The organism is Klebsiella sp. PK18 (genome assembly GCF_057784655.1).
The window spans coordinates 2,528,328-2,553,428 of sequence record NZ_CM173493.1 but is presented as its reverse complement, the minus strand read 5'-3'; the positions used below and the strand labels follow the sequence as shown (position 1 = coordinate 2,553,428).

At 61.9% G+C, this 25,101-nt stretch carries 23 protein-coding genes and 1 riboswitch; of the genes, 15 read left to right on the top strand and 8 right to left on the bottom strand.

Annotation, left to right across the window (positions count from 1 at the left end):
* The first annotated feature begins 11 nt into the window (after positions 1 to 11).
* Positions 12 to 1,184: a Gfo/Idh/MocA family protein gene (locus AC3EMD_RS12445; RefSeq protein ID WP_046619929.1), complete on the top strand. Its 1,173-nt coding sequence runs from the start codon at positions 12 to 14 to the stop codon at positions 1,182 to 1,184.
* A gap of 37 nt (positions 1,185 to 1,221) precedes the next feature.
* Here AC3EMD_RS12445 and AC3EMD_RS12440 read toward each other — a convergent pair whose 3' ends face one another.
* The 3 genes from AC3EMD_RS12440 to AC3EMD_RS12430 all read right to left on the bottom strand — a co-directional run bounded on the left by AC3EMD_RS12440 (position 1,222) and on the right by AC3EMD_RS12430 (position 4,478).
* Positions 1,222 to 2,328: a DUF4056 domain-containing protein gene (locus AC3EMD_RS12440; RefSeq protein ID WP_023340192.1), complete on the bottom strand. Its 1,107-nt coding sequence runs from the start codon at positions 2,326 to 2,328 to the stop codon at positions 1,222 to 1,224.
* A gap of 65 nt (positions 2,329 to 2,393) precedes the next feature.
* A complete protein-coding gene (locus tag AC3EMD_RS12435) occupies positions 2,394 to 3,338 on the bottom strand; it encodes a porin family protein (protein WP_302074132.1) in 945 nt (314 codons plus the stop codon).
* A gap of 18 nt (positions 3,339 to 3,356) precedes the next feature.
* Positions 3,357 to 4,478 carry a BamA/TamA family outer membrane protein gene (locus tag AC3EMD_RS12430; protein WP_074385777.1) on the bottom strand — a complete coding sequence of 374 codons (1,122 nt, stop codon included), beginning with the start codon at positions 4,476 to 4,478 and terminating at the stop codon, positions 3,357 to 3,359.
* 220 nt (positions 4,479 to 4,698) lie between these two features.
* A riboswitch (TPP riboswitch) is annotated at positions 4,699 to 4,800 on the top strand.
* 68 nt (positions 4,801 to 4,868) lie between these two features.
* Between AC3EMD_RS12430 and tenA the strand changes: the two genes are divergently transcribed.
* The 7 genes from tenA (at position 4,869) to AC3EMD_RS12395 (ending at position 12,267) form a co-directional block, all read left to right on the top strand.
* Positions 4,869 to 5,564 (top strand): thiaminase II, encoded by a 696-nt coding sequence (tenA, locus tag AC3EMD_RS12425; RefSeq protein ID WP_012968150.1) that lies wholly within the window; start codon positions 4,869 to 4,871, stop codon positions 5,562 to 5,564.
* A complete protein-coding gene (locus AC3EMD_RS12420; RefSeq protein WP_012541643.1) occupies positions 5,561 to 6,289 on the top strand; it encodes an ABC transporter ATP-binding protein in 729 nt (242 codons plus the stop codon). Before tenA ends, AC3EMD_RS12420 begins: the two co-directional genes overlap by 4 nt.
* Positions 6,286 to 7,026 carry an ABC transporter permease gene (locus AC3EMD_RS12415; protein WP_008804790.1) on the top strand — a complete coding sequence of 247 codons (741 nt, stop codon included), beginning with the start codon at positions 6,286 to 6,288 and terminating at the stop codon, positions 7,024 to 7,026. The genes AC3EMD_RS12420 and AC3EMD_RS12415 overlap by 4 nt, the downstream gene beginning before the upstream one ends.
* 24 nt (positions 7,027 to 7,050) lie before the next feature.
* Positions 7,051 to 7,986, top strand: coding sequence for an ABC transporter substrate-binding protein (locus tag AC3EMD_RS12410; protein WP_008804789.1), 936 nt, complete (start codon positions 7,051 to 7,053; stop codon positions 7,984 to 7,986).
* Positions 7,987 to 8,292: 306 nt separating this feature from the next.
* On the top strand, positions 8,293 to 9,678 hold the full coding sequence (locus tag AC3EMD_RS12405; RefSeq protein ID WP_302074129.1) for a diaminobutyrate--2-oxoglutarate transaminase: 1,386 nt from the start codon (positions 8,293 to 8,295) through the stop codon (positions 9,676 to 9,678).
* A gap of 9 nt (positions 9,679 to 9,687) precedes the next feature.
* Positions 9,688 to 11,169, top strand: a complete 1,482-nt coding sequence (locus tag AC3EMD_RS12400) for a pyridoxal phosphate-dependent decarboxylase family protein (RefSeq protein WP_162493254.1) — start codon at positions 9,688 to 9,690, stop codon at positions 11,167 to 11,169.
* A gap of 204 nt (positions 11,170 to 11,373) precedes the next feature.
* Positions 11,374 to 12,267, top strand: coding sequence for a LysR substrate-binding domain-containing protein (locus tag AC3EMD_RS12395; protein WP_117107053.1), 894 nt, complete (start codon positions 11,374 to 11,376; stop codon positions 12,265 to 12,267).
* Between the two features lie 706 nt (positions 12,268 to 12,973).
* Here AC3EMD_RS12395 and AC3EMD_RS12390 read toward each other — a convergent pair.
* The 4 genes from AC3EMD_RS12390 to AC3EMD_RS12375 form a co-directional block, all read right to left on the bottom strand.
* Positions 12,974 to 14,164: a cytochrome c biogenesis protein/redoxin gene (locus tag AC3EMD_RS12390; protein WP_302074127.1), complete on the bottom strand. Its 1,191-nt coding sequence runs from the start codon at positions 14,162 to 14,164 to the stop codon at positions 12,974 to 12,976.
* A 102-nt stretch (positions 14,165 to 14,266) separates the two neighbouring features.
* The gene (locus AC3EMD_RS12385; RefSeq protein WP_302074125.1) at positions 14,267 to 15,610 is read right to left on the bottom strand and encodes a sensor histidine kinase; all 1,344 of its coding nucleotides are present in this window, start codon (positions 15,608 to 15,610) and stop codon (positions 14,267 to 14,269) included.
* Positions 15,607 to 16,347, bottom strand: a complete 741-nt coding sequence (locus tag AC3EMD_RS12380; RefSeq protein ID WP_004180014.1) for a response regulator — start codon at positions 16,345 to 16,347, stop codon at positions 15,607 to 15,609. Before AC3EMD_RS12380 ends, AC3EMD_RS12385 begins: the two co-directional genes overlap by 4 nt.
* An 86-nt stretch (positions 16,348 to 16,433) precedes the next feature.
* Positions 16,434 to 17,426, bottom strand: a complete 993-nt coding sequence (locus AC3EMD_RS12375) for an alpha/beta fold hydrolase (RefSeq protein ID WP_023322671.1) — start codon at positions 17,424 to 17,426, stop codon at positions 16,434 to 16,436.
* Between the two features lie 243 nt (positions 17,427 to 17,669).
* On the opposite strand from AC3EMD_RS12375, the gene AC3EMD_RS12370 reads away from it, so the two are divergent.
* The 7 genes from AC3EMD_RS12370 (at position 17,670) to pqqF (ending at position 24,322) form a co-directional block, all read left to right on the top strand.
* Entirely contained in the window at positions 17,670 to 18,689 is a 1,020-nt protein-coding gene (locus AC3EMD_RS12370) for a dipeptidase (RefSeq protein ID WP_072045494.1), read from the top strand.
* 136 nt (positions 18,690 to 18,825) lie between these two features.
* Positions 18,826 to 18,897 carry a pyrroloquinoline quinone precursor peptide PqqA gene (pqqA, locus tag AC3EMD_RS12365; protein ID WP_002905689.1) on the top strand — a complete coding sequence of 24 codons (72 nt, stop codon included), beginning with the start codon at positions 18,826 to 18,828 and terminating at the stop codon, positions 18,895 to 18,897.
* 54 nt (positions 18,898 to 18,951) lie between these two features.
* The gene (gene pqqB, locus AC3EMD_RS12360; protein ID WP_008804781.1) at positions 18,952 to 19,878 is read left to right on the top strand and encodes a pyrroloquinoline quinone biosynthesis protein PqqB; all 927 of its coding nucleotides are present in this window, start codon (positions 18,952 to 18,954) and stop codon (positions 19,876 to 19,878) included.
* The gene (gene pqqC / locus AC3EMD_RS12355) at positions 19,872 to 20,627 is read left to right on the top strand and encodes a pyrroloquinoline-quinone synthase PqqC (RefSeq protein WP_008804780.1); all 756 of its coding nucleotides are present in this window, start codon (positions 19,872 to 19,874) and stop codon (positions 20,625 to 20,627) included. The genes pqqB and pqqC overlap by 7 nt, the downstream gene beginning before the upstream one ends.
* Positions 20,628 to 20,629: 2 nt before the next feature.
* Positions 20,630 to 20,908: a pyrroloquinoline quinone biosynthesis peptide chaperone PqqD gene (gene pqqD / locus AC3EMD_RS12350; RefSeq protein WP_008804779.1), complete on the top strand. Its 279-nt coding sequence runs from the start codon at positions 20,630 to 20,632 to the stop codon at positions 20,906 to 20,908.
* Positions 20,895 to 22,037 (top strand): pyrroloquinoline quinone biosynthesis protein PqqE, encoded by a 1,143-nt coding sequence (gene pqqE / locus AC3EMD_RS12345; protein ID WP_008804778.1) that lies wholly within the window; start codon positions 20,895 to 20,897, stop codon positions 22,035 to 22,037. The genes pqqD and pqqE overlap by 14 nt, the downstream gene beginning before the upstream one ends.
* Positions 22,037 to 24,322 carry a pyrroloquinoline quinone biosynthesis protein PqqF gene (gene pqqF, locus AC3EMD_RS12340; RefSeq protein ID WP_302074122.1) on the top strand — a complete coding sequence of 762 codons (2,286 nt, stop codon included), beginning with the start codon at positions 22,037 to 22,039 and terminating at the stop codon, positions 24,320 to 24,322. Before pqqE ends, pqqF begins: the two co-directional genes overlap by 1 nt.
* On the opposite strand, the gene AC3EMD_RS12335 is transcribed toward pqqF, so the two are convergent.
* On the bottom strand, positions 24,319 to 25,056 hold the full coding sequence (locus tag AC3EMD_RS12335; RefSeq protein ID WP_049139802.1) for a glutamine amidotransferase: 738 nt from the start codon (positions 25,054 to 25,056) through the stop codon (positions 24,319 to 24,321). The genes pqqF and AC3EMD_RS12335 overlap by 4 nt on opposite strands.
* Positions 25,057 to 25,101: the final 45 nt, after the last annotated feature.

The window sequence follows — 25,101 nt, the reverse complement described above, 5'->3', positions numbered from 1 at the left end:
GGAGACGCAACATGATTAACGGTTTAAAACCTCTCGACCGCACCCTGCGCTGGGGCATGGTCGGCGGCGGCGGTAGCAGCCAGATCGGCTATATTCACCGCTCAGCGGCGCTGCGTGATAACACCTTTACGCTGCTGGCCGGCGCCTTTGATATTGATGCCGAACGCGGACGCCAGTTCGGCCAACAGCTGGGGGTAGATCCCGACCGCTGTTACGCCGACTACCAGAGCCTGTTCCGCGGTGAAGCGGAGCGTCCGGACGGCATTCAGGCGGTGTCGATTGCTACACCAAATAACACTCATTATGCCATCTGCCGGGCGGCGCTGGAGGCCGGGCTGCACGTGGTGTGCGAAAAGCCGCTGTGCTTCAGCAGCGAGGAAGCTGACGAACTGGTGGCGCTCAGCCAGCGGCAGCACAAGATCCTCGGGGTGACCTACGGCTATGCCGGCCACCAGCTGATCCTGCAGGCCCGGCAGATGATCGCCGACGGGCTGCTGGGCGACATCCGTATCGTCAATATGCAGTTTGCCCACGGTTTTCACGCCCAGCCCGTGGAGCTGGAAAACGCCAGTACCCGCTGGCGGGTCGATCCTCGCTTTGTCGGCCCCAGCTATGTTCTGGGCGACCTGGCCACTCATCCACTGTTTCTGGTTGAAACCATGGCTCCGCAGCTGAACATCACCCGGCTGATGTGCGCCAGACAAAGCTTCGTCAAAAGCCGCGCGCCGCTGGAAGATAACGCCCATGTGCTGATGGAGTATGACAACGGCGCCGTCGGCTCGCTGTGGAGCTCCGCCGTTAACTGCGGCTCCATGCACGGGCAAAAGGTGCGTATCGTCGGTGAAAAAGCCAGCCTTGAATGGTGGGATGAACAGCCCAACCAGCTGCGCTATGAAATCCAGGGCGAGCCGGTGCGTATCCTCGAGCGCGGCATGGACTATCTCGATCCGCTGGCGCGTCAGGATGACCGCATCGGCGGCGGCCATCCGGAGGGACTGTTTGAGGCATGGTCGAATCTCTATCGCCGTTTCGCCATCGCCATGGATGCCGCCGACCGTCGCGACGAAGCGCTGCTGGCCGACTTCTGGTATCCGGACGCTCGCGCCGGCGCGTTCGGCGTGCGCTGGGTGGAAAACTGCGTACGGTCTGCCGACAACGGCGCCTGCTGGGTCGACTTCCGCTAACTCACTGGCTCAGGGCGCTCGCCCTGAGCCTTTATGGCTATTTTTCAATTCGTGCCAGCTGGGTCTTATCCGCCTCACGTGCGCTATCCGCCAGCGCCTGGAACGCGCCGGCGCCATAGTATTGCGCGGGAACCGGCAGCGCCTGCATATCATGCCCTGGGTAGATCTGCAGTTCGCCGAGGTCGCGTAAGCGGAACCCCCCAACCTGCTCCGGCATGGTCAGGCGATACGGCGGCAGGGTTTCGAAAGGGACCGGCGTCGGCAGCCGATTTTCCTGCAGATCGTAGTTACGCTTCAGCACCAGAAACTTATCCGGCACCCGCCGGTGACTGTTCCACCAGTCGCCGTCGATCCGCTGAAACATCGCTTCCGTCTCCCCTCTCGTCGCCACCATCAGTCGGGTCAGCGCCTGTTTCAGCGCCGTATCCATGGCCTGGTTATAGTCTTCCAGCGAACCACCGTGGCCGCTGAGGATCACGTTAATCGCCAGCCTGGCGCCGAGTAAATTGGAGTAGAGATCCTCCGGCGAAAAAGCGGAGATCTCCTCAGAAAACCCGGGGACCGACTGGAAGCCATACCACTGGGCAATCTCATGCCATTGGGCAATTTCGAAGGCCAGATGACCCGCCAGCCAGGCGGCCAGCTGATAGCGCTGCCTGACGCCCGCCGGCGGCGTAAAGGCATTCAGCTGAACGCGGCGTACGCCCAGCTCTTCACTGTAGAAGATCCGCCCCGCCTGGCCCAGCGTCGGCGCAATACGATTGAACAGATAGAAGGTGTAGTCCGCCGTATCGCGCACATGGGCGATATCAATAAACCCGCCGCGACGGGTATAGATGAGCCCGTTCTGCTCCTCGCTGAGCCCCAGCAGGTTTTTCACCGCCCCGAACGCGCTATCGTTGTAATGGTGCTTGCCCAGCGTATCCAGGGTCAGCACATTGCCAATCTGGTATACCGGGATCGGGATGCCCACCGCGCGCACGTGCAGGTCGTAACCAAAAGCGCAGCACGGTCGCAGCGACTCCGGCGGCGGCAGCTCACCCAGGGTGGGCACCGGATGGATCGCCGTCACAGCGGGCAGCACCGGATCCTGCGCCAGCGCCGGCAGCGACAGTGCAAACAGCAGCCATAAGGCTTTACGCATCAACAGCCTCTCCACAACAACAAAAGAGCGCGCATCTTACCGGCAGATGGCGCCAGCAGTTTTAGTTAAAAACGGTATTCACCGGAGACAAAGAAGCTATTGCGCTCGTTAAAACCAAATTCAGTCAGCATGTTAAAGTTTTTGGTGACTTCATACTGGGCGCCAATCAGCATATTCCAGGGTGAGGTTAGCTTCTGCTTGACGTCGAATTTCCCCTCGCCGTCTTTATTGACTGCGGCAATCAGGGGCTGAAGCTCTGGCGGCATATGCAGGTCGGCCAGATCGCCTTTAAACTCCTGCTGCACGTCCTGATACATGCTCCCGACCCACAGGCTGAGGTGGGACGGCCCGTCGATCCCCTGAAAACTGAAGCGGTAGCCGACGCGCGGCGAGACGGTGACCGCCGAGATGCTGCCGTCGAGAATATCGAAATCGGTACGGGTGTAGTTAGTGTCTACTAACCCGAACCAGTTGCCGTATCCCCCGGCGAGCGTAAAGCCGGTTCCCCAGGTGGTTCCTTTGAAATCAAGCGTAAAATCAATATCCTGCAGTTTTCCGCTCTGATAAAGCTGGTGAACCGCGCCGGCGATCACCCGATCCAGACCGCGAAACTGCGAAGGATCCGAATCCACGGAGACCTGGGAGACAGACGACCCGCGGGTATGCCCCACCAGCCCGTAAACGTTGAGAAACGGAAAGACCCACATATCGAGGCGCAGGTTTTCGGTTTTGCTCTTCTCGCGGGTGTGCCCGGCATCGATGGCGAACATATCGCTGGGAATGGGATGGTTGCCCAGCTTAAGCCCGGAAAAGGTAATACTGTCGACCATGATATCCTGACGGATATTCATATAGCTCAGGTTGACGCCGTAGGGTAACGGGATCGAATACCCCCGGGCGCGCGCCTCATCGCCCCATATCGGAAAATAGCTGTCGCTCTCGCTCTGCTCCGCGGCCGACGCGCCACAGGCCGCCAACAGCAGCGTTAACACCGTTCCGGATGCTCTCATTGTTATTCTCATGTGTAGTTATAAACCCGAACCGACATTGAAATAGACCGCCTGCTCATGCTCACTGAACGCCACGTCAATCCCGGTACGCAAACCGTACTGCCGTGCAATCAGGTAACGAAAACCGGCCCCCCATGCCACCTCTGACTGTTCCCCTAACGTGCCAGCCGTGTCAGCGGCGCTCCCCGCGCCAACGAATCCCTGCAGGATCCAGCGCGGGGTGAAGGCCCAGGCCAGCTGGGTTTGCGCCGTGACCACGTAGTCACCCTGATAGCGGTAGCGCGAAATGCCGCGCAGCGCGATATAGGGACGTGCCATCGGCATCAGAGGGTTATCATGGTGGGTTAATGACTGATAATTGCCCGCGACCGCCAGCGTCAGCGTGTGGCTGAGCGGAATAAAAACCTTCCCGTCCAGCGAGAAAGTGTTGTAGTGATAATCGCCCCCAAGCAGCGAACGGAAAAAACGATATTCACCCTTCAGCGCTAGCCCACTCTGAGGATAGAAAATATTATCGGTGGTGTCATATTCCGCCACCACCCCCAGCGCCGAAGAGGTGCTGTTTTGCCCGAGCACCTGCTGCCAGACCCGATTGACCACCGGGTTGTCGCTAGAGACATCCGCTCGGGCATATACCTGCGAAGCTCCGAGGAATACCGGCGTGTCGCCCACGCGAAACAGCAGTTTTTGCAGCGCAGCGATGCCTTTGGTCTCCGTCTGCACCGATTTACCGTGGCTGAAGCCGCCCGTATCGCCGGAATAGATATCCAGATTAACGTTAGCGTAACCCGCCCCCACCAGGTAACGAATGTGGTCATGTTGCCAGGTGTGGCGATGACCGCCGCCAATAAACCAGGTCCCGTTCTGCGTGGCGGCCCCGCCAAAGGCGGTAAGCGGCGGAGGAATAAACTGCCCACTTTCCCGGCTGCCTTTACCGTGTAAAAACAGGCCAAACAGCCCTCCGCCATAGCCGATCGCCGGCTCGGTGATCGCCAGCGGCACCGGCAGAAAACCATAACGGTTTTCCGCGAGATACTGACTCATATCGAGCATGCCATCTTCCGCATCGAACAGATCGGCGGCATCACCAGGCGGGCACAACAGGAACAGAAGCGCCAGCGTGGACAGCGGAAATTTCATGCTCACTCCGGGGCTTTGGGGCGCGCACAACACGCGTGGCGAACAGGATTATCACAACGGGATAATGAAAATATAACGTAAGAGAATAATGCTCACCAACGCGCAGCCGCCTGTTTTTTGGTTATTTTTATACGAAAAAGTGCTGGCTATCACAGAAAAATGCCATCGCGATACAGGGCAGCGCGGTGATTGTATTCAAAAGGTGAATATCGTATAACATAGCGCTACCGAGGGGTGTCCCGTGAGGGCTGAGATGGCGCAAGCCGAACCCTTTGAACCTGATCTGGGTCATGCCAGCGAAGGGACGGGTCGGCAATTTTGCCTGCATTACCGCCATTGCCTGTTCACACCCCTGCACGCCCGGATCTCCCCTGAATATCTGGAGGTCCTGTGATAATTCCCGCGTTTAGCCATGGTCTTTATGGCCGTTTACGCCAGCTGGCCGCCGCTGACTGGCAGCACTATGTGGCGCATCCTTTCGTCCAGCAGCTTGCCGAGGGCACCCTGGCGGAAAGCGCATTTCGTCGCTACCTGACCCAGGATTATCTGTTTCTGATCCACTTTGCCCGCAGCTATGCGCTGCTGGTGAGTAAACTGCGCACGCTGCCGGAGATGCGGGCCGCGGCCGCCTCAATGAACGCCATCCTCAACGAACTGCCGCTGCACGTCGGTTACTGCGCTCAGTGGGGCATTAGCGAGCAGGAGATGGCTACCCAGCCTGAAGCGCCGGAAACCATTAACTATACCCGCTACGTGCTGGATATTGGCCACTCGGGTGACGCGCTGGATCTGCTGGTCGCGCTGATGCCCTGCGTGGCCGGTTATGCGGAAATCGGTCTCGGCCTGCTGCAGCATCCCGCCACCCGACTGGACGATAACCCCTACGCCTCGTGGATCCGCAACTATGGCGATGAAGGCTATCTGCACGGCGTCAACGCCGCGCTGGCGCTGCTGGAAACGGTGTGGCAGCAGCGCGGGAGCGAGGCCCGGATCACTGAGCTGAGCGAGATTTTCACCACTGCCACCCGCCTTGAGGCGCAGTTCTGGCAGATGGGCCTCAACGCGACGGCGGAGACCCGGGCGTGACGGCGCCGGGTATTGAGGTCCGTGGCCTGAGCCTGCATTTCGGCGACCGTCGGTTGTTCGACAACCTGTCGTTTACGGTCCCCGGCGGGCAGTGGGTGTCGCTCCTCGGCGCCAGCGGCGCCGGCAAAACCAGCCTGCTGCGGGTGATGGCCGGTCTGGCGCCCGCCACCCGGGGAGAAGTGGTCGCCAGCGATGGGCAGCCTATTCAGGGCCGTCTGGCGTGGATGGGGCAGAAAGATCTGCTCTACCCCTGGCTGAGCGTCCGGGACAACGTCGCCCTCGGCGCGCGGCTGCGCGGTGAAAAAGTCGATCGTGCCCGGGTCGCCGCCCTGCTTGATCAGGTTGAGCTCTCGTCCTGCGCCGACGCCCGGCCGGCAACCCTCTCCGGCGGCATGCGTCAGCGCGCCGCGCTGGCCCGCACCCTGTATGAGGACCGCCCCATCGTGCTGATGGATGAGCCTTTCTCGGCGCTGGATACCCTCACCCGCACGCGCATTCAAACTCTGGCCGCCACCCTGCTGGCTGGTCGCACGGTGGTGCTGATCACCCACGATCCGCAGGAGGCCTGCCGGCTGAGCCACCGCCTGCTGGTCCTCTCGGCGCCCGACGGCGACATCGATGACAGCCATCACCTTGCCGGCACACCTCCGCGCGCGCCGGACGCGCCCGATCTCTTGAACAGCCAGGCCGCCCTGCTGCAGCAACTGATGAGGGCTCATCCATGACCGGACGTCTCTGGCGGGGCAGCATGGTGTTCTGCGGGTTGATGATCCTCTGGGGTCTGGCCAGCCGCAGCGGCATTCCTCACTTTCTTTTACCCTCCCCGATGGCGGTCGCCGAGGCGCTGTGGGTTAATCGCGCCTATCTCGGCTGGCACACGCTTATCACGCTCAGTGAGATCCTGAGCGGCCTGGCGCTGGGCGTGACGCTCGGCGTCACCCTGGCGCTGGGTATGATCCTCTCTCCGCGTCTGCAGCGCTGGCTGATGCCGCTGGTCCTCACCAGTCAGGCGATCCCGGTCTTTGCCCTCGCCCCGCTGCTGGTGCTGTGGCTGGGCTTTGGCATGAGCGCCAAAGTGGCGATGGCCGTGCTGGTGATTTTCTTTCCGGTGACTTCCGCCTTCTTTGATGGCTTGCGACGGGTCAACCAGGAATATCTCGATCTGGCGCGCAGCATGAACGCCTCCTTCGGCGCTCAGCTGCGGCATGTCCGCCTGATGGCTGCCCTGCCTGCGCTGGGCTCGGGCCTGCGGATGGCGGCGGCGGTGGCGCCCATCGGCGCGATTATCGGCGAATGGGTCGGCTCCGCTGAGGGGCTGGGCTACGTCATGCTCAATGCCAATGCGCGGCTGCAAACCGATATCTGCTTCGCCGCGCTGTTTATTTTAGTGCTACTGACCCTCCTGCTGTGGCTGGCGGTAGATACCCTGCTACACCGGCTGATCGACTGGTCACCGGAATAAAGATGAAGTAATAAAGGAAAACAGATGAAAAAGTCGCTTTTCGCCGGGGCAACCCTGACGGCCCTGGTCAGCGGCCACGCGCTGGCCAATGAACCGCTGACGCTGGTGCTGGACTGGTACATTAACCCCGACCATGCGCCGATTATGGTGGCCGAGCAGATCGGCGCCTTTAAGGCTCAGGGGCTGGACGTCAAGATTGTCCCTCCCTCCGATCCCGCGCTGCCTCCCCGCATGGTGGCCGCCCGTCAGGCGGATCTGGCCATCACCTACCAGCCGCAGGTGCACTTCTTCGCTGACGAAGGGTTACCGCTGGTGCGCGTTGGGACCCTGATTAACTCGCCGCTGAACACGGTGATCGCTCTCAATAAGCAGATCAAAACTCCGGCAGATCTGCAAGGTAAGAAGGTGGGCTATTCGGTCAGCGGCATTGAGCAGGCCACCCTGTCGACCATGGCGCAACACGCGGGTATCGATCCGGCCAGTATCAAACTGGTTAACGTCAATTTCCAACTGACCAGCGCCCTGCTGGCGGGCCAGGTGGACGCGGTCATCGGCGGCTACCGTAATATAGAAGCACAGGAGCTGAAGCTGCAGGGCAAAACGCCGGTAGTGATGAACGTCGAAGATTACGGCGTGCCGGCCTATGACGAGCTGGTGATTGTCGCCCATCGCGACGCGATTCATGAGGCCAAGATCCGTAAATTCCTCACCGCCCTGCAGGCCGGAGTGAGCTATCTGCGCGCCCATCCGCAGGAGAGCTGGGAGGCGTTTGCCGCCGCCCACCCGGAGCTGAAAACCGAACTCAACCACCAGGCGTGGCTGCAAACCGTGCCGCTGTTCGCCACCGATCCGGCGGCGCTGGATAAACCGCGCTACGAAGCTTATGAACAGTTTTTATATAACAATAAGTTGGTGAAAAAAGTCACACCTTTAACAAATTATGCGGTGGAACTGCATTGAGACTTGCTATCGCTGACGGAAGGCATTCCGTCAGCGTTTTAACGCAGCGGCAATAAAAATATAGAGACTTTCTCACTAATAATTACACTTTAAAGGGTTATCGTGACACGCAGTTGTTCTATTATAATTCAGCAGGTTACGTTAATTATTGCCCCGGTAAGAATAACGTCAAAATAGCGCAATCAATAAAACGTTGAATGCGGATTTAAAAAGCCATATATTGTGCGCGCTTTATGAATGCCAATTCAATTCCTTAGACCAATTATTCAACCAGCGTTCAACCGCAATGCTGGTTGTGGGAGTGATATGATGACGGATAAAGTCCGTATTGATACTTTACGTGCCGATTTATTAGACGCAAACAACGAAACCTTTTTGGCCCGTCAGGCCGAATTCGAATCGAATGTCAGGAGTTACCCGCGTAAGTTACCGCTGGCTATCACTAAAGCTGAAGGCGTGTGGCTGACGGATGCGGATAACAAACAGTACCTGGACTGCCTCGCGGGCGCCGGTACTCTCGCTCTGGGCCACAACCACCCTGATGTATTGCAGAGCATCCAAAGTGTCATTACCAGCGGCTTGCCGTTACATACCCTCGATCTGACTACCCCGTTAAAAGATCGTTTCTCCGAATACCTGCTCTCTTGCCTGCCGGGCGAAGGGAAAGAGTATTGCCTGCAGTTCACCGGTCCTTCCGGCGCTGACGCCGTGGAAGCCGCGCTGAAACTGGCGAAAAAATACACTGGCCGTACGGCGGTGATCAGCTTCTCCGGCGGCTATCACGGGATGACCCATGGCGCGCTGTCCGTCACTGGCAACCTGTCGCCGAAAGCAGCGGTTAACGGCATGATGCCGGAAGTCCAGTTCATGCCTTACCCGCACCTGTATCGTTGCCCGCTGGGCATCGGCGGCGAAGCCGGCGTGAAATCCCTGACCTACTACTTCGAAAACCTGATCAACGATGTGGAGAGCGGCGTCCGTAAACCGGCGGCGGTGATCCTCGAAGCTGTGCAGGGTGAAGGCGGCGTGAACCCGGCGCCGGTTGAGTGGCTGCAGCGCATCCGCAAAGTGACCGAAGAGCATGGCATTCTGCTGATCGTCGATGAAGTGCAGGCTGGCTTTGCCCGTACCGGTAAATTCTTCGCCTTCGAGCACGCCGGTATCCAGCCGGACATCATCGTGATGTCGAAAGCGGTCGGTGGCGGTCTGCCGCTGGCGGTGCTGGGCATCAAAAAACAGTTCGACGCCTGGGAACCGGGTCACCACACCGGCACCTTCCGCGGCAACCAGCTGGCGATGGCTACCGGCCTGACTACCCTGCGTCACCTGCGCGACAACAAGATTGCCGACAAAGTCGCTGCCCAGGGCGAGTGGCTGAAAGGCAAACTGGCCGAGCTGCAGAAGCGCTACCCGGTCATTGGCCACGTACGCGGTCTTGGTCTGATGATCGGTATCGAAATCGTCAAGCCGAACGAAGCGCAGGATCACATGGGCTGCTACCCGGCTGACGGCGAACTCTCTGCCCTGCTGCAGAAGAAATGCTTCGAAGCGGGCCTGATTCTGGAGCGCGGTGGTCGTCACGGCTGCGTGCTGCGTCTGCTGCCGTCCCTGCTGATCAGCAACGCGGAACTGGATGTGTTCCTCGACAAATTCGAACAGGCCCTGCTGGCCGCCGGCGTAAAGCCGGTCTGAGTGGAGTCAGTGACCACCATGTCCACATTGAATCCGATTCTTGCTGGTTCAGCGCAGAGCGTTGAAGCCTATCAGCAGGTTATCGAGCAGACCAGCCAGGCCGTTGTGCAGTGGCTGAAGCAACCTGAGATGTATCAGGGGAAAAGCGTTGACGAGCTGCGTGAGCGTATCTCCCTTGAATTTAACGAACAGGGTTTGGGTAACCAGGCGGCGATTGATCGTGCGATCGAGTACTTCCTGAAAGACAGCCTGTCGGTGCATCACCCGCAGTGCGTGGCGCACCTGCACTGCCCGAGCCTGGTAATTAGCCAGGCGGCGGAAGTGTTGATCAACGCCACCAACCAGAGCATGGACTCCTGGGACCAGAGCCCGTCAGCAACCATCATTGAGATGAAGCTGATCGAATGGCTGCGCGCCCGGGTCGGTTATCCGGCTGGCGACGCCGGCGTCTTCACCAGCGGCGGCACCCAGAGCAACCTGATGGGCCTGATGCTGGCGCGCGACGCCTTCTTCGCCCGTCAGGGGCACTCCATCCAGCAGGATGGGCTGCCGGGGGATATCCGCAAGTACAAAGTATTGTGCTCGGAAAACGCCCACTTCTCGGTGCAGAAGAACATGGCGCTGATGGGCCTCGGCTACCGCTCGGTCACGCTGGTGAAAACCGACGAATTCGCGCGGATGGACGTGTCCGATCTGAAAGCGAAGATTGCGCAAGCGCAGGCTAACGGCGAGCAGATCATGGCGATCGTCGCCACCGCCGGCACCACCGACGCGGGGGCTATCGACCCGCTGCGCGACATCGCTGGTATCGCCGCGGAACATCAGATCTGGCTGCACGTTGACGCAGCCTGGGGCGGCGCGCTGCTGCTGTCTGAGCAGTATCGTGACTACCTTGACGGTCTGGAGCTGGTGGATTCCGTTACCCTGGACTTCCACAAGCAGTTCTTCCAGACCATCAGCTGCGGCGCCTTCCTGCTGAAGGACGCGCGCCATTACGAGCTGATGCGTTATCAGGCGGCCTATCTGAACTCCGAGTTCGATGAAGAACACGGCGTACCGAACCTGGTGTCTAAGTCGCTGCAGACCACCCGTCGCTTCGATGCGCTGAAGCTGTGGATGGGTCTGGAAGCGCTGGGCCAGAAACAGTATGCGGCGATCATCGATCACGGCGTCACGATGGCGAAAAACGTGGCGGAGTACGTGAAGTCGCAGCCGACGCTGGAGCTGGTGATGCAGCCGCAGCTGGCGAGCGTGCTGTTCCGTTCCCGTCCGGCGCAGATGGCGCAGAGCGACGCGGCGGCTATCGCGCTGCTCAACCAGCGCGTCGGCGATGCCCTGCTGGCTTCCGGCCGCGCTAACGTTGGCGTGACCGAGCATAACGGTGTCACCTGCCTGAAGCTGACCCTGCTGAACCCGGTGGTGACGCTGGATGACGTGAAGGTGCTGCTTAACCTGGTGGAACGCACCGCTCAGGAGCTGCTGGCGCAATAACCTGCCCTAGCGGGCGGCGCCTGCCGCCCCGTTGTCAGCCTTACCTGCAATAAGCCGATAATCTCCTTATCGGCTTTTTTATTTCTTTCCGCGCCACTGACGTTCTCTGCTCCCTGGCTGGTCGCTGGGCCCGTTGACGCCTGCCTTTCGCGATGCCACAGTATTATCCCGAGAATAACGACGTTCAGGATAAACATCCTGAAAATGAGGATGATGATGGAGAAACGCTTACCGGGACTGGATCTCGACGCCCTGCGTAGCTTTGTGACCGGCATGGAGTGCGGCAGCTTCGCCCAGGCAGCGCTGCGCCTGTCGCGTTCCACTTCGGCCGTCAGCGCCCAGCTTAAAAAGCTGGAGAGCCAGTGCGGTACGGCGCTGGTGGCCAAACAGGGGCGGCATCTGGTGCTCACCGCGGAAGGCGAAAAGCTGATGAGCTACGCCAGACGACTGCTGGCGCTCAATGATGAAACCCTGCGCGCGCTGCAGGGCGAGCGGCTCACCGGCGAGATCCACCTTGGTATGCAGGAAGATTTTGGCGAATCGCTGATGCCGGGGATCCTGGGGCAATTTAAACGGCATCATCCGCAGGTGCGGATAGTCGCCAGGGTGGATCGCAATGGTCCGCTGCGCCAGGCGCTGGCGGAAGAGGTGCTGGATCTGGCGCTGCTGTGGCAAACCGAAGATCAGGGTCCCGGGATGGGCCGCTGCCCGCTGGCGTGGATTGCGCATCCTGACCTGGATATTGGTGCACTGCTGTCCTCCGGCGATCCGCTGCCGCTGGTGATGTTCGACAGCCCGTGCCTGATGCGCTCCCGCGCTATCGCCTGTCTCGATGCCGCGGGGATCCCCTGGCAGGTGGTATTCGTCAGCCACAGTCTGAACGGCATCTGGGCGGCGGTACAGGCTGGCCTGGGGCTGACGATACGCACCCGTATCGGCATGCCCGGCAACCTGCGCACCGTCGCCGGGCTGCTGCCATCGCCAGGTAGCCTGGCCGTTAACCTGCAACAAACCCCGCGCGAGGGACAGCATTCCGCCGCCGTGGCGCTGCTAGGAGACCTGATGACCGAGGCCCTGCAGGGGTGGGTCGAGATGTGACGGTGTCACGCTACTTCCATTCACCCTCACCCTAACCCTCTCCCTGAAGGGAGAGGGAACCGCCCGGCAGTCATCGGCAATGGGCATCCAGCGCCGTTCCCGCTTCAATGCCCGGTGGCGGCTGCGCCTTACCGGGCCTACATTCTCCCTGCGCGCTCCTGTAGGCCGGGCAAGCGCAGCGCCGCCCGGCAATGGGCACAAGGGATGAAGGGAACCGTTCGGCAGTCACCGTTAATGGGCATCCAGCGCCTCTCCCGCTTCAATGCCCGGTGGCGGCTGCGCCTTACCGGGCCTACATTCTTCCTGCGCACTCGAGTAGGCCGGGCAAGCGCAGCGCCGGCCGGCAATGGGCATAAGGGATGAAGGGAACCGTTCGGCAGTCACCGTTAATGGGCATCCAGCGCCTCTCCCGCTTCGATGCCCGGTGGCGGCTGCGCCTTACCGGGCCTACATTCTCCCTGCGCGCTCATGTAGGCCGGGCAAGCGCAGCGCCGCCCGGCAACAGGCACAAGGGATAAAGGGAACCGTCCGGCAGTCACCGGCAATGGGCATTCTGTACCATTCCCGCTTCGATGCCCGGTGGCGGCTGCGCCTTACCGGGCCTACATTCTTCCTGCGCACTCGAGTAGGCCGGGCAAGCGCAGCGCCGCCCGGCATCAGGTATAAGGGCTGGAGGGAACCGTCCGCCAGACGCCTACGCCGCGGGTCAGGCTTTGCTCTCCTGCAGCAGCTGCTGGATCACCTGCTCCTGGCGGGCATAATCCCCTTCGCCGAAGGCGGTATAACGCAACTGTCCGCGAGCGTCGAAAATGTAATGCGCCGGCCAGTACTGATTGCCGAAGGCATTCCAGATGGCGTACTCATTATCCGCCACCACCGGGTAGGTTATCCGCCCGTCCTTCACCGCCTGGCGCAGCAGCGGCAGCGAACGCTCCCAGGGATATTCCGGGGTATGGACGCCAATCACCACCAGCCCGGCCGCACGGTATTTGTTCGCCCAGTCGCGTACGTAAGGCAGGGTATGCTGACAGTTGATGCACTCCCGGGTCCAGAAATCCACCAGCACCACTTTGCCCTTCAGACGCTCCGGAGTTAACGCCGGGCTGTTGAGCCACGCGCTGCCTCCCGCCAGGGAGGGCATCGCGCTGCTGGGCTGCGGCGCGGCGATCGGCTGGAGGATGGTCTTTTGCTCCGGCTGCGGCAGACGGGCGGCCAGCCGCTGCTCCAGCGCCTGACTCCAGCCTCCCGCACTTTGCAGATAGCGATCGCCGCCGCTGGCGATCAGTGCCACCGAGGCCAGCATCGCCACCCCCGCCAGCCGGCGCAGCCGTTCGCCGAACGCCAGCCCACGACGCAGACGGGCAATCAATGCTGCACCACACCACCCCAGCAGGAATAACATCAGCGCCCCGCCGCTGCCGTAGGCCAGCAGCAACCCGCCGGTGGTCGCCTGGCCCGGATGCACAAAGCCCAGGCTGAGTATCGCCCCCAGTACCGGCCCGGCGCACGGGGCCCACAGCAGGCCCACCGCCAGCCCGGCCAGCAGCGAACCGATCCAGCCGCGCTGGCGTGAGCTGGCGTTGTTAAGCTGATTTCCCAGCGCCACCACGGGTGAGGTCAGCCGCTGCGCGACGCGCTGCGAAAGCAGGCTCAGCCCGACCAGGGCGAAGAACGCCAGCGCCAGGCCGCGGCCTGCGAGGGTCAGATTCACCACCCAGCCGCTGGCGACCGTCACCAGCCACGAAACCGCGCCGAACATCAGCGCCATTCCAGCCAGCATAATTGCCAGCTGCCCCCGGCGGCCCCGGACGCTGGCGAACAGCAGCGGGATCACCGGCAGCGTACAGGGGCTCAGCAGAGTTAACATTCCGCCCAAAAATGCAATGAATATCGACATCGCCTTCTCCTCATTATGTCGTCGCTGCCGAGAGTGGCAGCCACGACATTACCGCAAGGCCATGTAAGGCGAATGTGTCGGGAAAGGGGGAGAATTGTCGGCTTAGTTATCCGTCTGCGCCGGAGATACAGCAGGATACAATCCCGCCGCGGCAAGGCGAACGCTGGCGTCCAGGCCGCCCTGTGGGCGGTTGGCCAGGCGCAGTGCGCCGTTCATCTGGCTGACCAGCTGCGCGGCGATCGCCAGCCCCAGACCGGTGCCGCCGGTATCGCGATTGCGCGAGTCCTCCAGGCGATAAAACGGCTGCAGCACCGCCTGTAGCGCGGCCTCCGGGATCCCCGGCCCCTCATCCAGTACATGGAGGGTGACATCCCCGGCGGCGTCGCGGGTCAGAGTTACCGTGACCGTGGTGCCGAATTTCAACCCATTATCGATAAGGTTAGTCATCACCCGGCGCAGGGCCTGCGGTGGGATCCACACCACCCCGGCGGTCTCCTCCGGGCAAAAACGCACCGGCCGGCCGACATCGACATAATCGCAGACGATGGTGTCGAGAAAGGCGTCAAGGTTCAGCCGCTGGCGCGCCTCCGCCAGTGGCTGCGAGGTGCGGGCGAAGGCGATGCCCTCCCGCACCAGGCGGGTCATATTGTCGAGATCCTGCAGCAGCTTATCGCGTAGTTCCGGCTGGTCGGCCATCTCCACCCGCAGCTTCATTCGGGTGATCGGGGTTTGCAGATCGTGGGAGATAGCGGCGAGGATCCGCGCCCGCTCCTGCAGATGGTCGTGGATGCGCGCCTGCATCGCGTTAAACGCGCGAGCGGCACGGCGGACCTCTTCCGGCCCCTGCTCGGCCATGGTTCCCGCCGTGTCGCTGGCCGGTTCAAGGGCGTCCACTGCGCGGGTAAAACGGGTGATGGGCAGCAACACCTGGCGAACGGCATACCAGGCGCAGGCCAGCAGGAGAACAAACTGAGCGATCAGCACCACCGGCAGCCAGCGGGCGATGGCCGGTAGCTTCGGCCACAGATCGAGAGTCAACGGGGCGCCGTCGTGGAGGGTAATATGGGCCTGAATATGCTGCCGCGGGCCGGGGATCGTCACAATACTTACCGGGTACTGCGCGCTCAGCGCCTCCTGCAGGGAGCGGGCTGCGTCCCGGGCGCGCCAGCTGTCCGGGTAGTCGCCGCGCTCGCCGGAGCCCAGCAGATAGCGATAATTGCCGCGCGCCAGCTTCGGCAGCCACTGTGGGCGCTCAGCGGCCGGCAGGCGGTCAAGGATAGCCACGCTGGTGGCGACATCGGAAGCCAGATTGCCCAGCATCACGCTGCGAGCGCTGCTCATGCGCTCATAAAACAGCAGCGACAGGGTTAAAGTATTCGCCAGCAGCAGCGCCAGAAACAGCAGCGCCATCAGCCTCGACTGCAGCGAGGCGGGCCAAAACCTCATTCATGCCTCTCGCGGATGGAGACCGGCACCGACAGCACATAGCCTTCGCTGCGCACCGTTTTAATGTAGGCCGGCTCGCGGGCATCCTCCCGTAGCCGCTGGCGCAGTCGGCTCACCAGCAGGTCAATTGACCGCTCAAACAGTTCCGCGTCGCGTCCCTGGGTCAGATTCAGCAGTTGGTCGCGGTTCAATACCCGCTGGGGGTGATCGAGAAACACCCGCAGCAGCCGATACTCCGCCCCGCTGAGGGCGACGATGGCGCCGCTGTCATCCAGCAGGTGGCGGGCGGCAGTGTCGAGCAGCCAGTCGCCAAAGGCGATCAGTCTGCCCGCCTCGGTGATCTGCAGATTGGGCGGCAGCGCCCGGGTGCGGCGTAAAATGGCTTTGATGCGCGCCAGCAGTTCGCGGGCCACAAAGGGTTTAATCAGATAATCGTCAGCCCCCATTTCCAGGCCGAGGATCCGGTCGCTGTCATCGGTGCGGGCGGTGAGCATCAGCACCGGAATATCCTGCTGCGGGTTGGCGCGCAGCTGGCGACAGAGCGTTAAGCCATCCTCGCCCGGCATCATGATATCCAGCACAATCAGGTCAATTTGATGATTTTTGAGCACCGACCACATGGCTTTGCCGTTCGCCGCACCGCTGGCGCGATATCCCGATTTTTCCAGATAGTCGACAATCAGTTCCCGAATATCGCGGTCGTCATCGACGACCAGGATGTGGTCAATACGCTCCAAAGGCTGCTCCTGCGGCAAAATAAACTCTTCACAAGCATAAGCCGTGTTGCCGGAAGCGCAACGTCGCGCCGCCGGCAAGGCGCGGATTACAAACGGTCAGCGTCCACCACCGCCTGGACAAAGTCTGCCGGGTCCTCCTGCGGCGGATTATGGCCCACCGCCCCCTGCAGATCCCGGTGTTCATATTTTCCGGTAAATTTAGCCCGGTAGCTGGCGGGAGCCGGATGCGGCGCGCCGTTATTCGCCCCTTCAAGGGTGATGGTGGGCACGGTTATCGGCGGTAGCGCCGCCAGCCGTTGTTCATAGCCGGCATACTTCGCTTCCCCCTTCTCCAGCCCCAGGCGCCAGCGGTAGTTGCTGATGGTGATCGCCACGTGGTCCGGGTTATCCAGCGCCCGGGCGGTTCTGGCAAAAGTCGCGTCGCTGAATTTCCACTGCGGCGACGCCTGATGCCAGATAAATTTCGCAAAGTCGTGGGTGTTCTGCCGGTAACCGGCTTCGCCGCGCGGGGTGGCAAAATAGAACTGATACCACCACGACAGCTCCGCCTGCGGCGGCAGCGGTTTTTCGCCAATCTGCTGACTGCTGATCAGATACCCGCTCACCGAGACCAGGGATTTCACCCGCTGCGGCCACAGCGCGGCGACGATATCCGCCGTGCGCGCGCCCCAGTCAAAGCCGGCCAGATCCGCCTGCCTGATGTTCAGGGCGTCCATCAGATGGACAATATCGGCCGCCATCGCCGACGGCTGACCGTTACGCGGCGTGCTGGCGGAGAGGAAACGGGTCGTGCCGTAGCCGCGCAGATACGGCACAATGACCCGGTAACCCTTCTGCGCTAAAGCCGGCGCCACCTGAGCATAGCTCTGAATATCGTAGGGCCAGCCGTGCAGCAGGATCACCGGCTGGCCGTCGCGCGGGCCGATATCCACGTAGCCTATATTCAGGTCGCCGGCGCGGATCTGGTGGATCTTGTCGAACGCCCCCGCGTCTTCCGCGGCGCAAACGGCAGCGGACCACAGGGTGGATAACCCCAGCGCCGCGGCGCTGGTATAGCGGATCAGGGATAATCTGTTCATCACTTTCTCACCTTTTATCATCATCAAGAGAGTACGTGACCAGTAAAGCGGAAATTTGTATCTGCCATGTGCCCGACCGGGGCCATTTTTATCTCTTAATGTCAGCGCTGCGCCGCGAGATACAGTGTGATACAGAGTCGAGGTTGGCAATTGTTGCGGGCATGTGAATTTATGCTTGCCCCAGGAGATAAATCCGTTACCGTGGCAGGCATTTTTCACCACTTAAGAACGCAGGTACCCGCTATGGCGATTTTTGATGGTCACAATGACCTGCTGCTGAATCTCTGGCTTCACCATCGTGAGGATCCGGTAAGCGCCTTCTTTGCCGGGATAGAAAACGGCCATCTCGACTATCAGCGTATCCGCCAGGGCGGGCTGGCCGGCGGCCTGTTCGCCCTCTTTGTGCCGCCGCAGGAGTATATCGCCCGCGTGGCGCCGCAGTACGCCAGCGAGGCGTGGGATCCGCTGGCGATCCTCTGGCAGCAGTTGGCTATCCTCAAGGCGATTTGCGCCCATGACGCCAGTCGCGCGCGGCTGTGCCTGAGCGCGGCGGATATCGAACGCTGTCGCCAGGATAACGCGCTGGCGATGGTGGCGCACATCGAAGGTGCTGGCGGGTTCGACGCGCAAGGCGAAGATCTGCAGGCCTTTTATCGCGCCGGGGTGCGCAGCATTGGTCCGTTCTGGAACATCGCCAATCGCTTCGGCTGCGGGGTCACCGGCGCCTTTCCCGGCAGCCCGGACAGCGGGCCGGGTCTCACTCGCGAAGGCATTGCGCTCATCGCTCAGGCCAACGCCCTGAAGATGCAGATCGATGTTTCGCACATGAATGAACAGGCCTTTTGGGATACCGCCCACCACTCCACCGCCCCACTGGTGGCCACCCACTCTAATGCCCACGCCCTGTGCCCACAGCCGCGCAATCTGACCGACCGGCAACTGCGGGCGATCCGCGACAGCGGAGGCGTAGTGGGCGTCAATTTCGGCAATGCTTTCCTGCGCGCCGACGGACGGCGCGACAGCGACACGCCCATAACCACCATTGTCCGGCATATCGACTATCTTATTAACATAATGGGTGAGGATCATGTGGCTCTCGGCTCGGATTTTGACGGCATCACCCTGCCCGACGAGCTGGGCGATGTGGCCGGCTTACCGCGGCTTATCAATGCCTTGCGGGACAATGGCTATGATCAATTGGTGCTGGATAAGCTGCTGTGGAACAACTGGCTGCGGGTATTAAAAAAGGTTTGGCAACAATAGGTTATATTGTAAACATAAAGTTAATTCCTTACAGATTCCGGGTTGATCTCTCTCCCGGTGAAGCGCAATATGCGGCGGCCGTCACAGATCCAGCATTATCCGTGAGGCCTGTCGTCATTTTTAAGAGGAACACAACATGTGGAAGAAACCTGCTTTTATCGATTTACGTCTCGGTCTGGAAGTGACGCTGTACATTTCTAACCGTTAATCGCCCCGCCCGCCGTTCGCGCGGGCACCTTCATTCATTACCCGGTCCGTCTTCATGTTCATTAAAGTCCTCGGCTCCGCCGCCGGCGGCGGTTTCCCGCAATGGAACTGCAACTGCGCCAACTGTCAGGGTCTGCGCAACGGCACCATTCAGGCCAGCGCCCGCACCCAGTCGTCGATCATCGTCAGCGATAACGGCAAAGAGTGGGTGCTGTGCAATGCCTCGCCGGATATCAGCCAGCAGATTGCCCATACCCCCGAGTTAAATAAACCCGGCGTACTGCGCGGGACGTCTATCGGCGGCATTATTCTCACCGACAGCCAGATAGACCACACCACCGGGTTGCTGAGCCTGCGCGAAGGCTGCCCGCACCAGGTGTGGTGCACGCCGGAGGTTCATGAGGATCTCTCCACCGGCTTCCCGGTGTTTACCATGCTGCGACACTGGAACGGCGGCCTGGTGCATCATCCCATCGCGCCGCAGCAGCCTTTTACCGTTGACGCCTGCCCTGATTTGCAGTTTACCGCCGTGCCTATCGCCAGCAACGCGCCGCCCTATTCGCCGTATCGCGACCGGCCGCTGCCGGGCCATAACGTGGCGCTGTTTATCGAAAACCGCCGCAACGGGCAGACGCTGTTCTATGCCCCGGGGCTGGGTGAGCCGGATGAAGCCCTTCTGCCGTGGCTGCAAAAAGCGGACTGTCTGCTGATCGATGGCACCGTCTGGCAGGATGACGAGCTGCAGGCCGCCGGCGTCGGGCGCAATACCGGTCGCGATATGGGACACCTGGCGCTCAGCGATGAGCACGGGATGATGGCCCTGCTGGCCTCCCTGCCGGCAAAACGCAAAATTCTCATTCATATTAATAACACCAACCCGATCCTTAACGAACAGTCTCCCCAGCGCCAGGCGCTAACGCAACAGGGGATTGAAGTGAGCTGGGACGGGATGGCAATCACCCTTCAGGATACCGCATGCTGATCACCGACACGCTGTCGCCGCAGGCCTTTGAAGAGGCTCTGCGGGCTAAAGGCGCCTTCTACCATATTCACCACCCTTACCACATCGCCATGCATAACGGCGAAGCGACCCGCGAGCAAATTCAGGGTTGGGTGGCGAACCGGTTTTATTACCAGACCACCATTCCGCTGAAAGACGCGGCGATTATGGCCAACTGCCCGGATGCGCAGACCCGGCGCAAATGGGTGCAGCGGATCCTCGACCACGACGGTAGCCACGGCGAAGATGGCGGGATTGAAGCCTGGCTGCGGCTGGGGGAAGCAGTCGGTTTGAGCCGCGACGACCTGCTCAGCGAGCGTCACGTGCTGCCCGGCGTGCGCTTCGCGGTGGATGCCTATCTTAATTTCGCTCGTCGCGCCTGCTGGCAGGAGGCGGCCTGCAGCTCCCTGACCGAGCTGTTCGCCCCACAGATCCATCAGTCGCGCCTCGACAGCTGGCCGCAGCACTATCCGTGGATCAAAGAGGAAGGCTATTTTTACTTCCGCAGTCGTCTGAGCCAGGCTAACCGCGACGTTGAGCATGGTCTGGCGCTGGCGAAGACCTACTGTGACAGCGCTGAAAAACAGAACCGGATGCTGGAGATCCTGCAGTTTAAGCTCGACATCCTGTGGTCGATGCTCGATGCCATGACCATGGCCTACGCTCTGCAGCGCCCGCCCTATCACACGGTCACCGACAAGGCGGCCTGGCACACGACCCGACTGGTGTAATCATGCAAAAAACGTCCATCGTTGCCTTTCGTCGCGGCTACCGACTGCAGTGGGAAGCCGCCCAGGAGAGCCATGTGATCCTCTATCCGGAGGGAATGGCTAAACTCAATGAGACCGCCGCGGCGATCCTCGAGCTGGTCGATGGCCGGCGCGACGTCGCGGCGATTATCGCCATGCTTAACGAACGTTTCCCGGAAGCCGGCGGCGTCGATGACGACGTCGTCGAGTTCCTGCAGATCGCCTGTCAACAGAAGTGGATCACCTGCCGTGAGCCAGAATAAACCCGCCGTCAATCCGCCGCTGTGGCTGCTGGCGGAGCTGACCTACCGCTGCCCGCTGCAGTGTCCCTACTGTTCCAATCCGCTGGACTTCGCCCGGCAGGAAAAGGAGCTGACCACCGAACAATGGATCGAGGTCTTTCGCCAGGCGCGAGCGATGGGCAGCGTACAGCTGGGCTTTTCCGGCGGCGAGCCACTGACCCGTAAAGATCTGCCGGAGCTGATCCGCGCCGCGCGCGACCTCGGGTTCTATACCAACCTGATCACCTCGGGAATTGGGCTAACCGAGAGCAAACTCGACGCCTTCAGCGAGGCCGGACTGGACCATATCCAGATTAGCTTCCAGGCCAGCGATGAGGTGCTCAACGCCGCTCTCGCCGGCAATAAAAAAGCCTTCCAGCAGAAGCTGGCGATGGCCAGAGCGGTAAAAGCGCGCGACTACCCTATGGTGCTGAACTTCGTCCTCCACCGGCATAACATCGACCAGCTCGATAAAATTATCGAGCTGTGCATTGAGCTGGAGGCCGATGACGTCGAGCTCGCCACCTGCCAGTTTTACGGCTGGGCGTTTCTTAATCGCGAAGGGCTGCTGCCGACCCGGGAACAGATCGCTCGCGCCGAGCAGGTGGTCGCCGATTACCGGCAGAAAATGGCCGCCAGCGGCAACCTCACCAACCTGCTGTTCGTCACCCCGGACTATTACGAGGAACGCCCGAAAGGCTGTATGGGCGGCTGGGGATCGATTTTCCTCAGCGTCACTCCGGAAGGCACTGCGTTGCCGTGCCACAGCGCGCGCCAGCTGCCGGTGGCGTTCCCGTCGGTGCTGGAGCAGAGTCTGGAATCGATCTGGTATGACTCGTTCGGCTTCAACCGTTATCGCGGGTATGACTGGATGCCGGAGCCGTGCCGCTCCTGTGATGAAAAAGAGAAAGACTTCGGCGGCTGCCGCTGTCAGGCCTTTATGCTGACCGGCAGCGCCGATAACGCCGACCCGGTGTGCAGCAAATCCCCACATCATCACAAAATCCTTGAGGCCCGGCGCGAAGCGGCCTGCAGCGACATCAAAGTCAGCCAGCTGCAGTTCCGCAACCGTACCCGCTCGCAGCTTATCTACAAAACCCGGGAACTGTAATGACGCTGGCGACCCGCACTGTCACTCTGCCGGGCGGCCTGCAGGCTACCCTGGTTCATCAGCCGCAGGCCGATCGCGCGGCGGCCCTGGTGCGGGTTGCCGCCGGCAGCCACCACGAACCGTCGTGCTCCCCCGGTCTGGCGCACCTGCTGGAACACCTGCTGTTTTACGGCGGTGAGCGCTACCGCAATGATGAACGGCTGATGGGCTGGGTGCAGCGCCAGGCAGGGAATGTGAATGCCACCACCCTGTCCCGCCACAGCGCTTTCTTTTTCGAGGTCGCCGCCGAGGATCTGGCTGACGGCGTCGCGCGCCTGCAGGAGATGCTGCAGGCGCCGCTGCTGCTCAGGGACGATATTCAACGCGAAGTCGCGGTTATCGACGCCGAAAACCGCCTGATCCAACAGCATGAGTTGTCGCGACGGGAAGCCGCCGTGCGTCACGCCGCCATCGCGCCCGCGGCGTTTCGCCGCTTTCAGGTCGGCGACGCCGGGTCGCTGGGGGAGGATTTCCTCGCGCTACAGGCGGCCTTACGTGACTTTCACCGCAGCCACTACGTCGCCCGCCGGATGCAACTCTGGCTGCAGGGGCCGCAGTCGCTGGAGGTGCTCGGCGAACTGGCGACCCGTTTCGCCACCGGGCTTGCCCCGGGCGAGGCACCGCCGCCAGCGCCGCCGCTCAGTCTGGGCGAGCCCCCTCAACTGCAGCTGGCCGTCTCCAGCCAGCCCGCGCTGTGGCGCTGCCCGCTGATCGCCTTAAGTGACAATGTCACGTTACTGCGCGAGTTTTTGCTGGATGAAGCCCCCGGTAGCCTGATGGCCGGCCTGCGCCAGCGCGGGATGGCCGAGGACGTGGCGCTGAACTGGCTGTATCAGGATCAGCACTTCGGCTGGCTGGCGCTGATTTTCGCCAGCGACCGGCCGGAACAGGTCGACCGGCAGATAACCCACTGGTTGCAGGCGCTACAGCAGACGACGCCTGAGCAGCAGCAACACTACTATCAGCTGTCCCGGCGCCGTTTTCAGGCGCTGTCGTCCCTCGATCAGCTGCGCCAGCGGGCATTCGGCTTTGCCCCCGGGGCGCCGCCCACCGGGTTCGCCGATTTTTGCGCCGCCCTGCTGGCCGCCCCCACGGTCAGCCTGGCCTGCCAGACGCAGCCCCCCGGAGCAACGGTAGCCACCCAGGGCTTTAGCCTGCCACTCAGCCGATGGTCGCCACGTCCGGTCTCTGACCCGGCGCTGGCATTCGCTTTTTATCCGCAGACCGCTGGCGACCTCAAGGCCGAAAGCCCGGCGGAAGCCGCGCCACTGCGTCACCTCCCGTCACCGGGAGAGCCGCCGACGCTCCTGCTGCGACCACCCTTCTACTGCTCGCCCACGCCGGCCGGGGGGCTGGCGCGCGGGGAACAGCTGCGTTCATTGCTTGCCGCCCTGCGCCATGCCGGGGGACACGGCGAGTGGCATCTGTTCGACGGTAGCTGGCAGCTGATCCTGCAGTTGCCTGCGTCCGGCCAACGGCCGGAGGCGATTCTGCAGGCCATCGTGCGGCAGCTCGCGCTCCCGGTCGCCCCGCTGCCCCCACCGCCGGAGAGTATTGCGATCCGTCATCTCATCGCCCAGCTCCCCGAACGGCTGGGTACGTCAGCGCACCAGGAAGGTTGGCTGGTGGCCCTGACCGGCGGCAGCGCGGAAGATGCGCAGTGGGTAGCGCGTCAGCTGAGCCGGCTTACCGTCCCGGTTAATCCGCCGATGCCCGCTCCGGCCCCCTGCCGCCGCGGCGTCGAGCGGCTGGCTTTCCCCGGGGAAGGCGCGGCGCTGCTGGTCTTTATTCCGCTGCCGGAAGGTGCTTCGCTGGCGGCCCTGCGGGTGCTGGCGCAGTTCTGCGAGCCGCCGTTTTTCCAGCGCCTGCGGGTGGAGCAGCAGATAGGCTATGTGGTGAGCTGCCGCTATCAGCGCGTTGCCGATCGCGATGGGCTGCTGATGGCGCTCCAGTCCCCGGAACGCCGTCCCGGAGAACTCCTCCGCTGCTGTAAAACCTTTCTGCGCCAGCTGGACCCCATGGATGAGGCGACCTTCAGGTTGTTACAGCAGCGGCTGGCCGCTCAGGCCCGCTCCCGGGTACCGCCGAAGGTGCGCGCCCTGGACGCGCTGCGCCAGGAGTATAACTTGCCGGGGGTGACGCCGCAGGCGGCTGACGCGCTGCGCGTTGAAGAGGTGGTCGCCCTGTGGCGTGAGATGACCCGCCGGCGTCGTCGCTGGCGAGTGCTGTTCACGACAGGGAGTTAATGGCCGGGGGCATCCGGGGTCAGAAAGTCGCTGACGAAGCGGGTGAGGATCGCCGCGGCCTGCGGGCTCTCCTGGACGTCGTCGTGTAACTGTTGTGGGTCGATGCCTTCCGCCTGCAGCACCGCCTCCCGGTAGCGGATCAGCGAGCGGGCAATCGGCGCGGTGAATTCCGGGTGAAATTGCGTGGAGACCGCCTGCGGCCCGTAGCGCACAATCTGGTGGGGATCGTGGGAGGATGCGGCCAGCACGGTAGCCCCCTCCGGCAAACGGGTCACGGTTTGCAAATGGCTCAAATGCGCGGGGAATGTCGCTGGCAGGCCGCTCAGCAGCGGGTCATCGACACCCCACGGCGAAAGCGCAATCGTTTTGCTGCCGCTTTCCCGCCCGGCAGGATGGTAAGCCACCTCACCGCCCAGCGCATGGGCCATCAGTTGATGACCATAGCAGACGCCGAACAGCGGCATGCCGATAGCCACCGCCTGACGGATCCAGTCGGCGGTCCGTTCGCTCCATGCCAGGCGATCGGACACCATTGCCCACGAACCGGTGAGAACCGCCACGGTCTGGCGATCCGGCGCCGGCAGCGGTTCATCTTCAAACACCCGCACCGCGGTCAGCTGCGCCTGCCACGGCGCCAGCAGCGTACGGAACCAGTGCGGCAGATCGCCATGCTCCTCGCGGATGGCTGCCGGCGGCGTGCCGGTCTGAACCAGCAATAATCGGTTACGTGTCACCCTTCCTCCTCGCTCCGGGTCATGTTCCTGCCATCACTATGCCGC

Bases quoted from the DNA above. Each gene is read 5' to 3' on its own strand.
- AC3EMD_RS12375 (WP_023322671.1), bottom strand. From the start codon at position 17,426: ATGAACAGATTATCCCTGATCCGCTATACCAGCGCCGCGGCGCTGGGG.
- AC3EMD_RS12395 (WP_117107053.1), top strand. From the start codon at position 11,374: ATGAGGATGATGATGGAGAAACGCTTACCGGGACTGGATCTCGACGCC.
- AC3EMD_RS12410 (WP_008804789.1), top strand. From the start codon at position 7,051: ATGAAAAAGTCGCTTTTCGCCGGGGCAACCCTGACGGCCCTGGTCAGC.
- AC3EMD_RS12405 (WP_302074129.1), top strand. From the start codon at position 8,293: ATGATGACGGATAAAGTCCGTATTGATACTTTACGTGCCGATTTATTA.
- pqqC (WP_008804780.1), top strand. From the start codon at position 19,872: ATGCTGATCACCGACACGCTGTCGCCGCAGGCCTTTGAAGAGGCTCTG.
- AC3EMD_RS12415 (WP_008804790.1), top strand. From the start codon at position 6,286: ATGACCGGACGTCTCTGGCGGGGCAGCATGGTGTTCTGCGGGTTGATG.
- AC3EMD_RS12445 (WP_046619929.1), top strand. From the start codon at position 12: ATGATTAACGGTTTAAAACCTCTCGACCGCACCCTGCGCTGGGGCATG.
- AC3EMD_RS12440 (WP_023340192.1), bottom strand. From the start codon at position 2,328: ATGCGTAAAGCCTTATGGCTGCTGTTTGCACTGTCGCTGCCGGCGCTG.
- AC3EMD_RS12385 (WP_302074125.1), bottom strand. From the start codon at position 15,610: ATGAGGTTTTGGCCCGCCTCGCTGCAGTCGAGGCTGATGGCGCTGCTG.
- pqqB (WP_008804781.1), top strand. From the start codon at position 18,952: ATGTTCATTAAAGTCCTCGGCTCCGCCGCCGGCGGCGGTTTCCCGCAA.
- AC3EMD_RS12430 (WP_074385777.1), bottom strand. From the start codon at position 4,478: ATGAAATTTCCGCTGTCCACGCTGGCGCTTCTGTTCCTGTTGTGCCCG.
- pqqF (WP_302074122.1), top strand. From the start codon at position 22,037: ATGACGCTGGCGACCCGCACTGTCACTCTGCCGGGCGGCCTGCAGGCT.
- AC3EMD_RS12390 (WP_302074127.1), bottom strand. From the start codon at position 14,164: ATGTCGATATTCATTGCATTTTTGGGCGGAATGTTAACTCTGCTGAGC.
- AC3EMD_RS12435 (WP_302074132.1), bottom strand. From the start codon at position 3,338: ATGAGAGCATCCGGAACGGTGTTAACGCTGCTGTTGGCGGCCTGTGGC.
- pqqD (WP_008804779.1), top strand. From the start codon at position 20,630: ATGCAAAAAACGTCCATCGTTGCCTTTCGTCGCGGCTACCGACTGCAG.
- AC3EMD_RS12370 (WP_072045494.1), top strand. From the start codon at position 17,670: ATGGCGATTTTTGATGGTCACAATGACCTGCTGCTGAATCTCTGGCTT.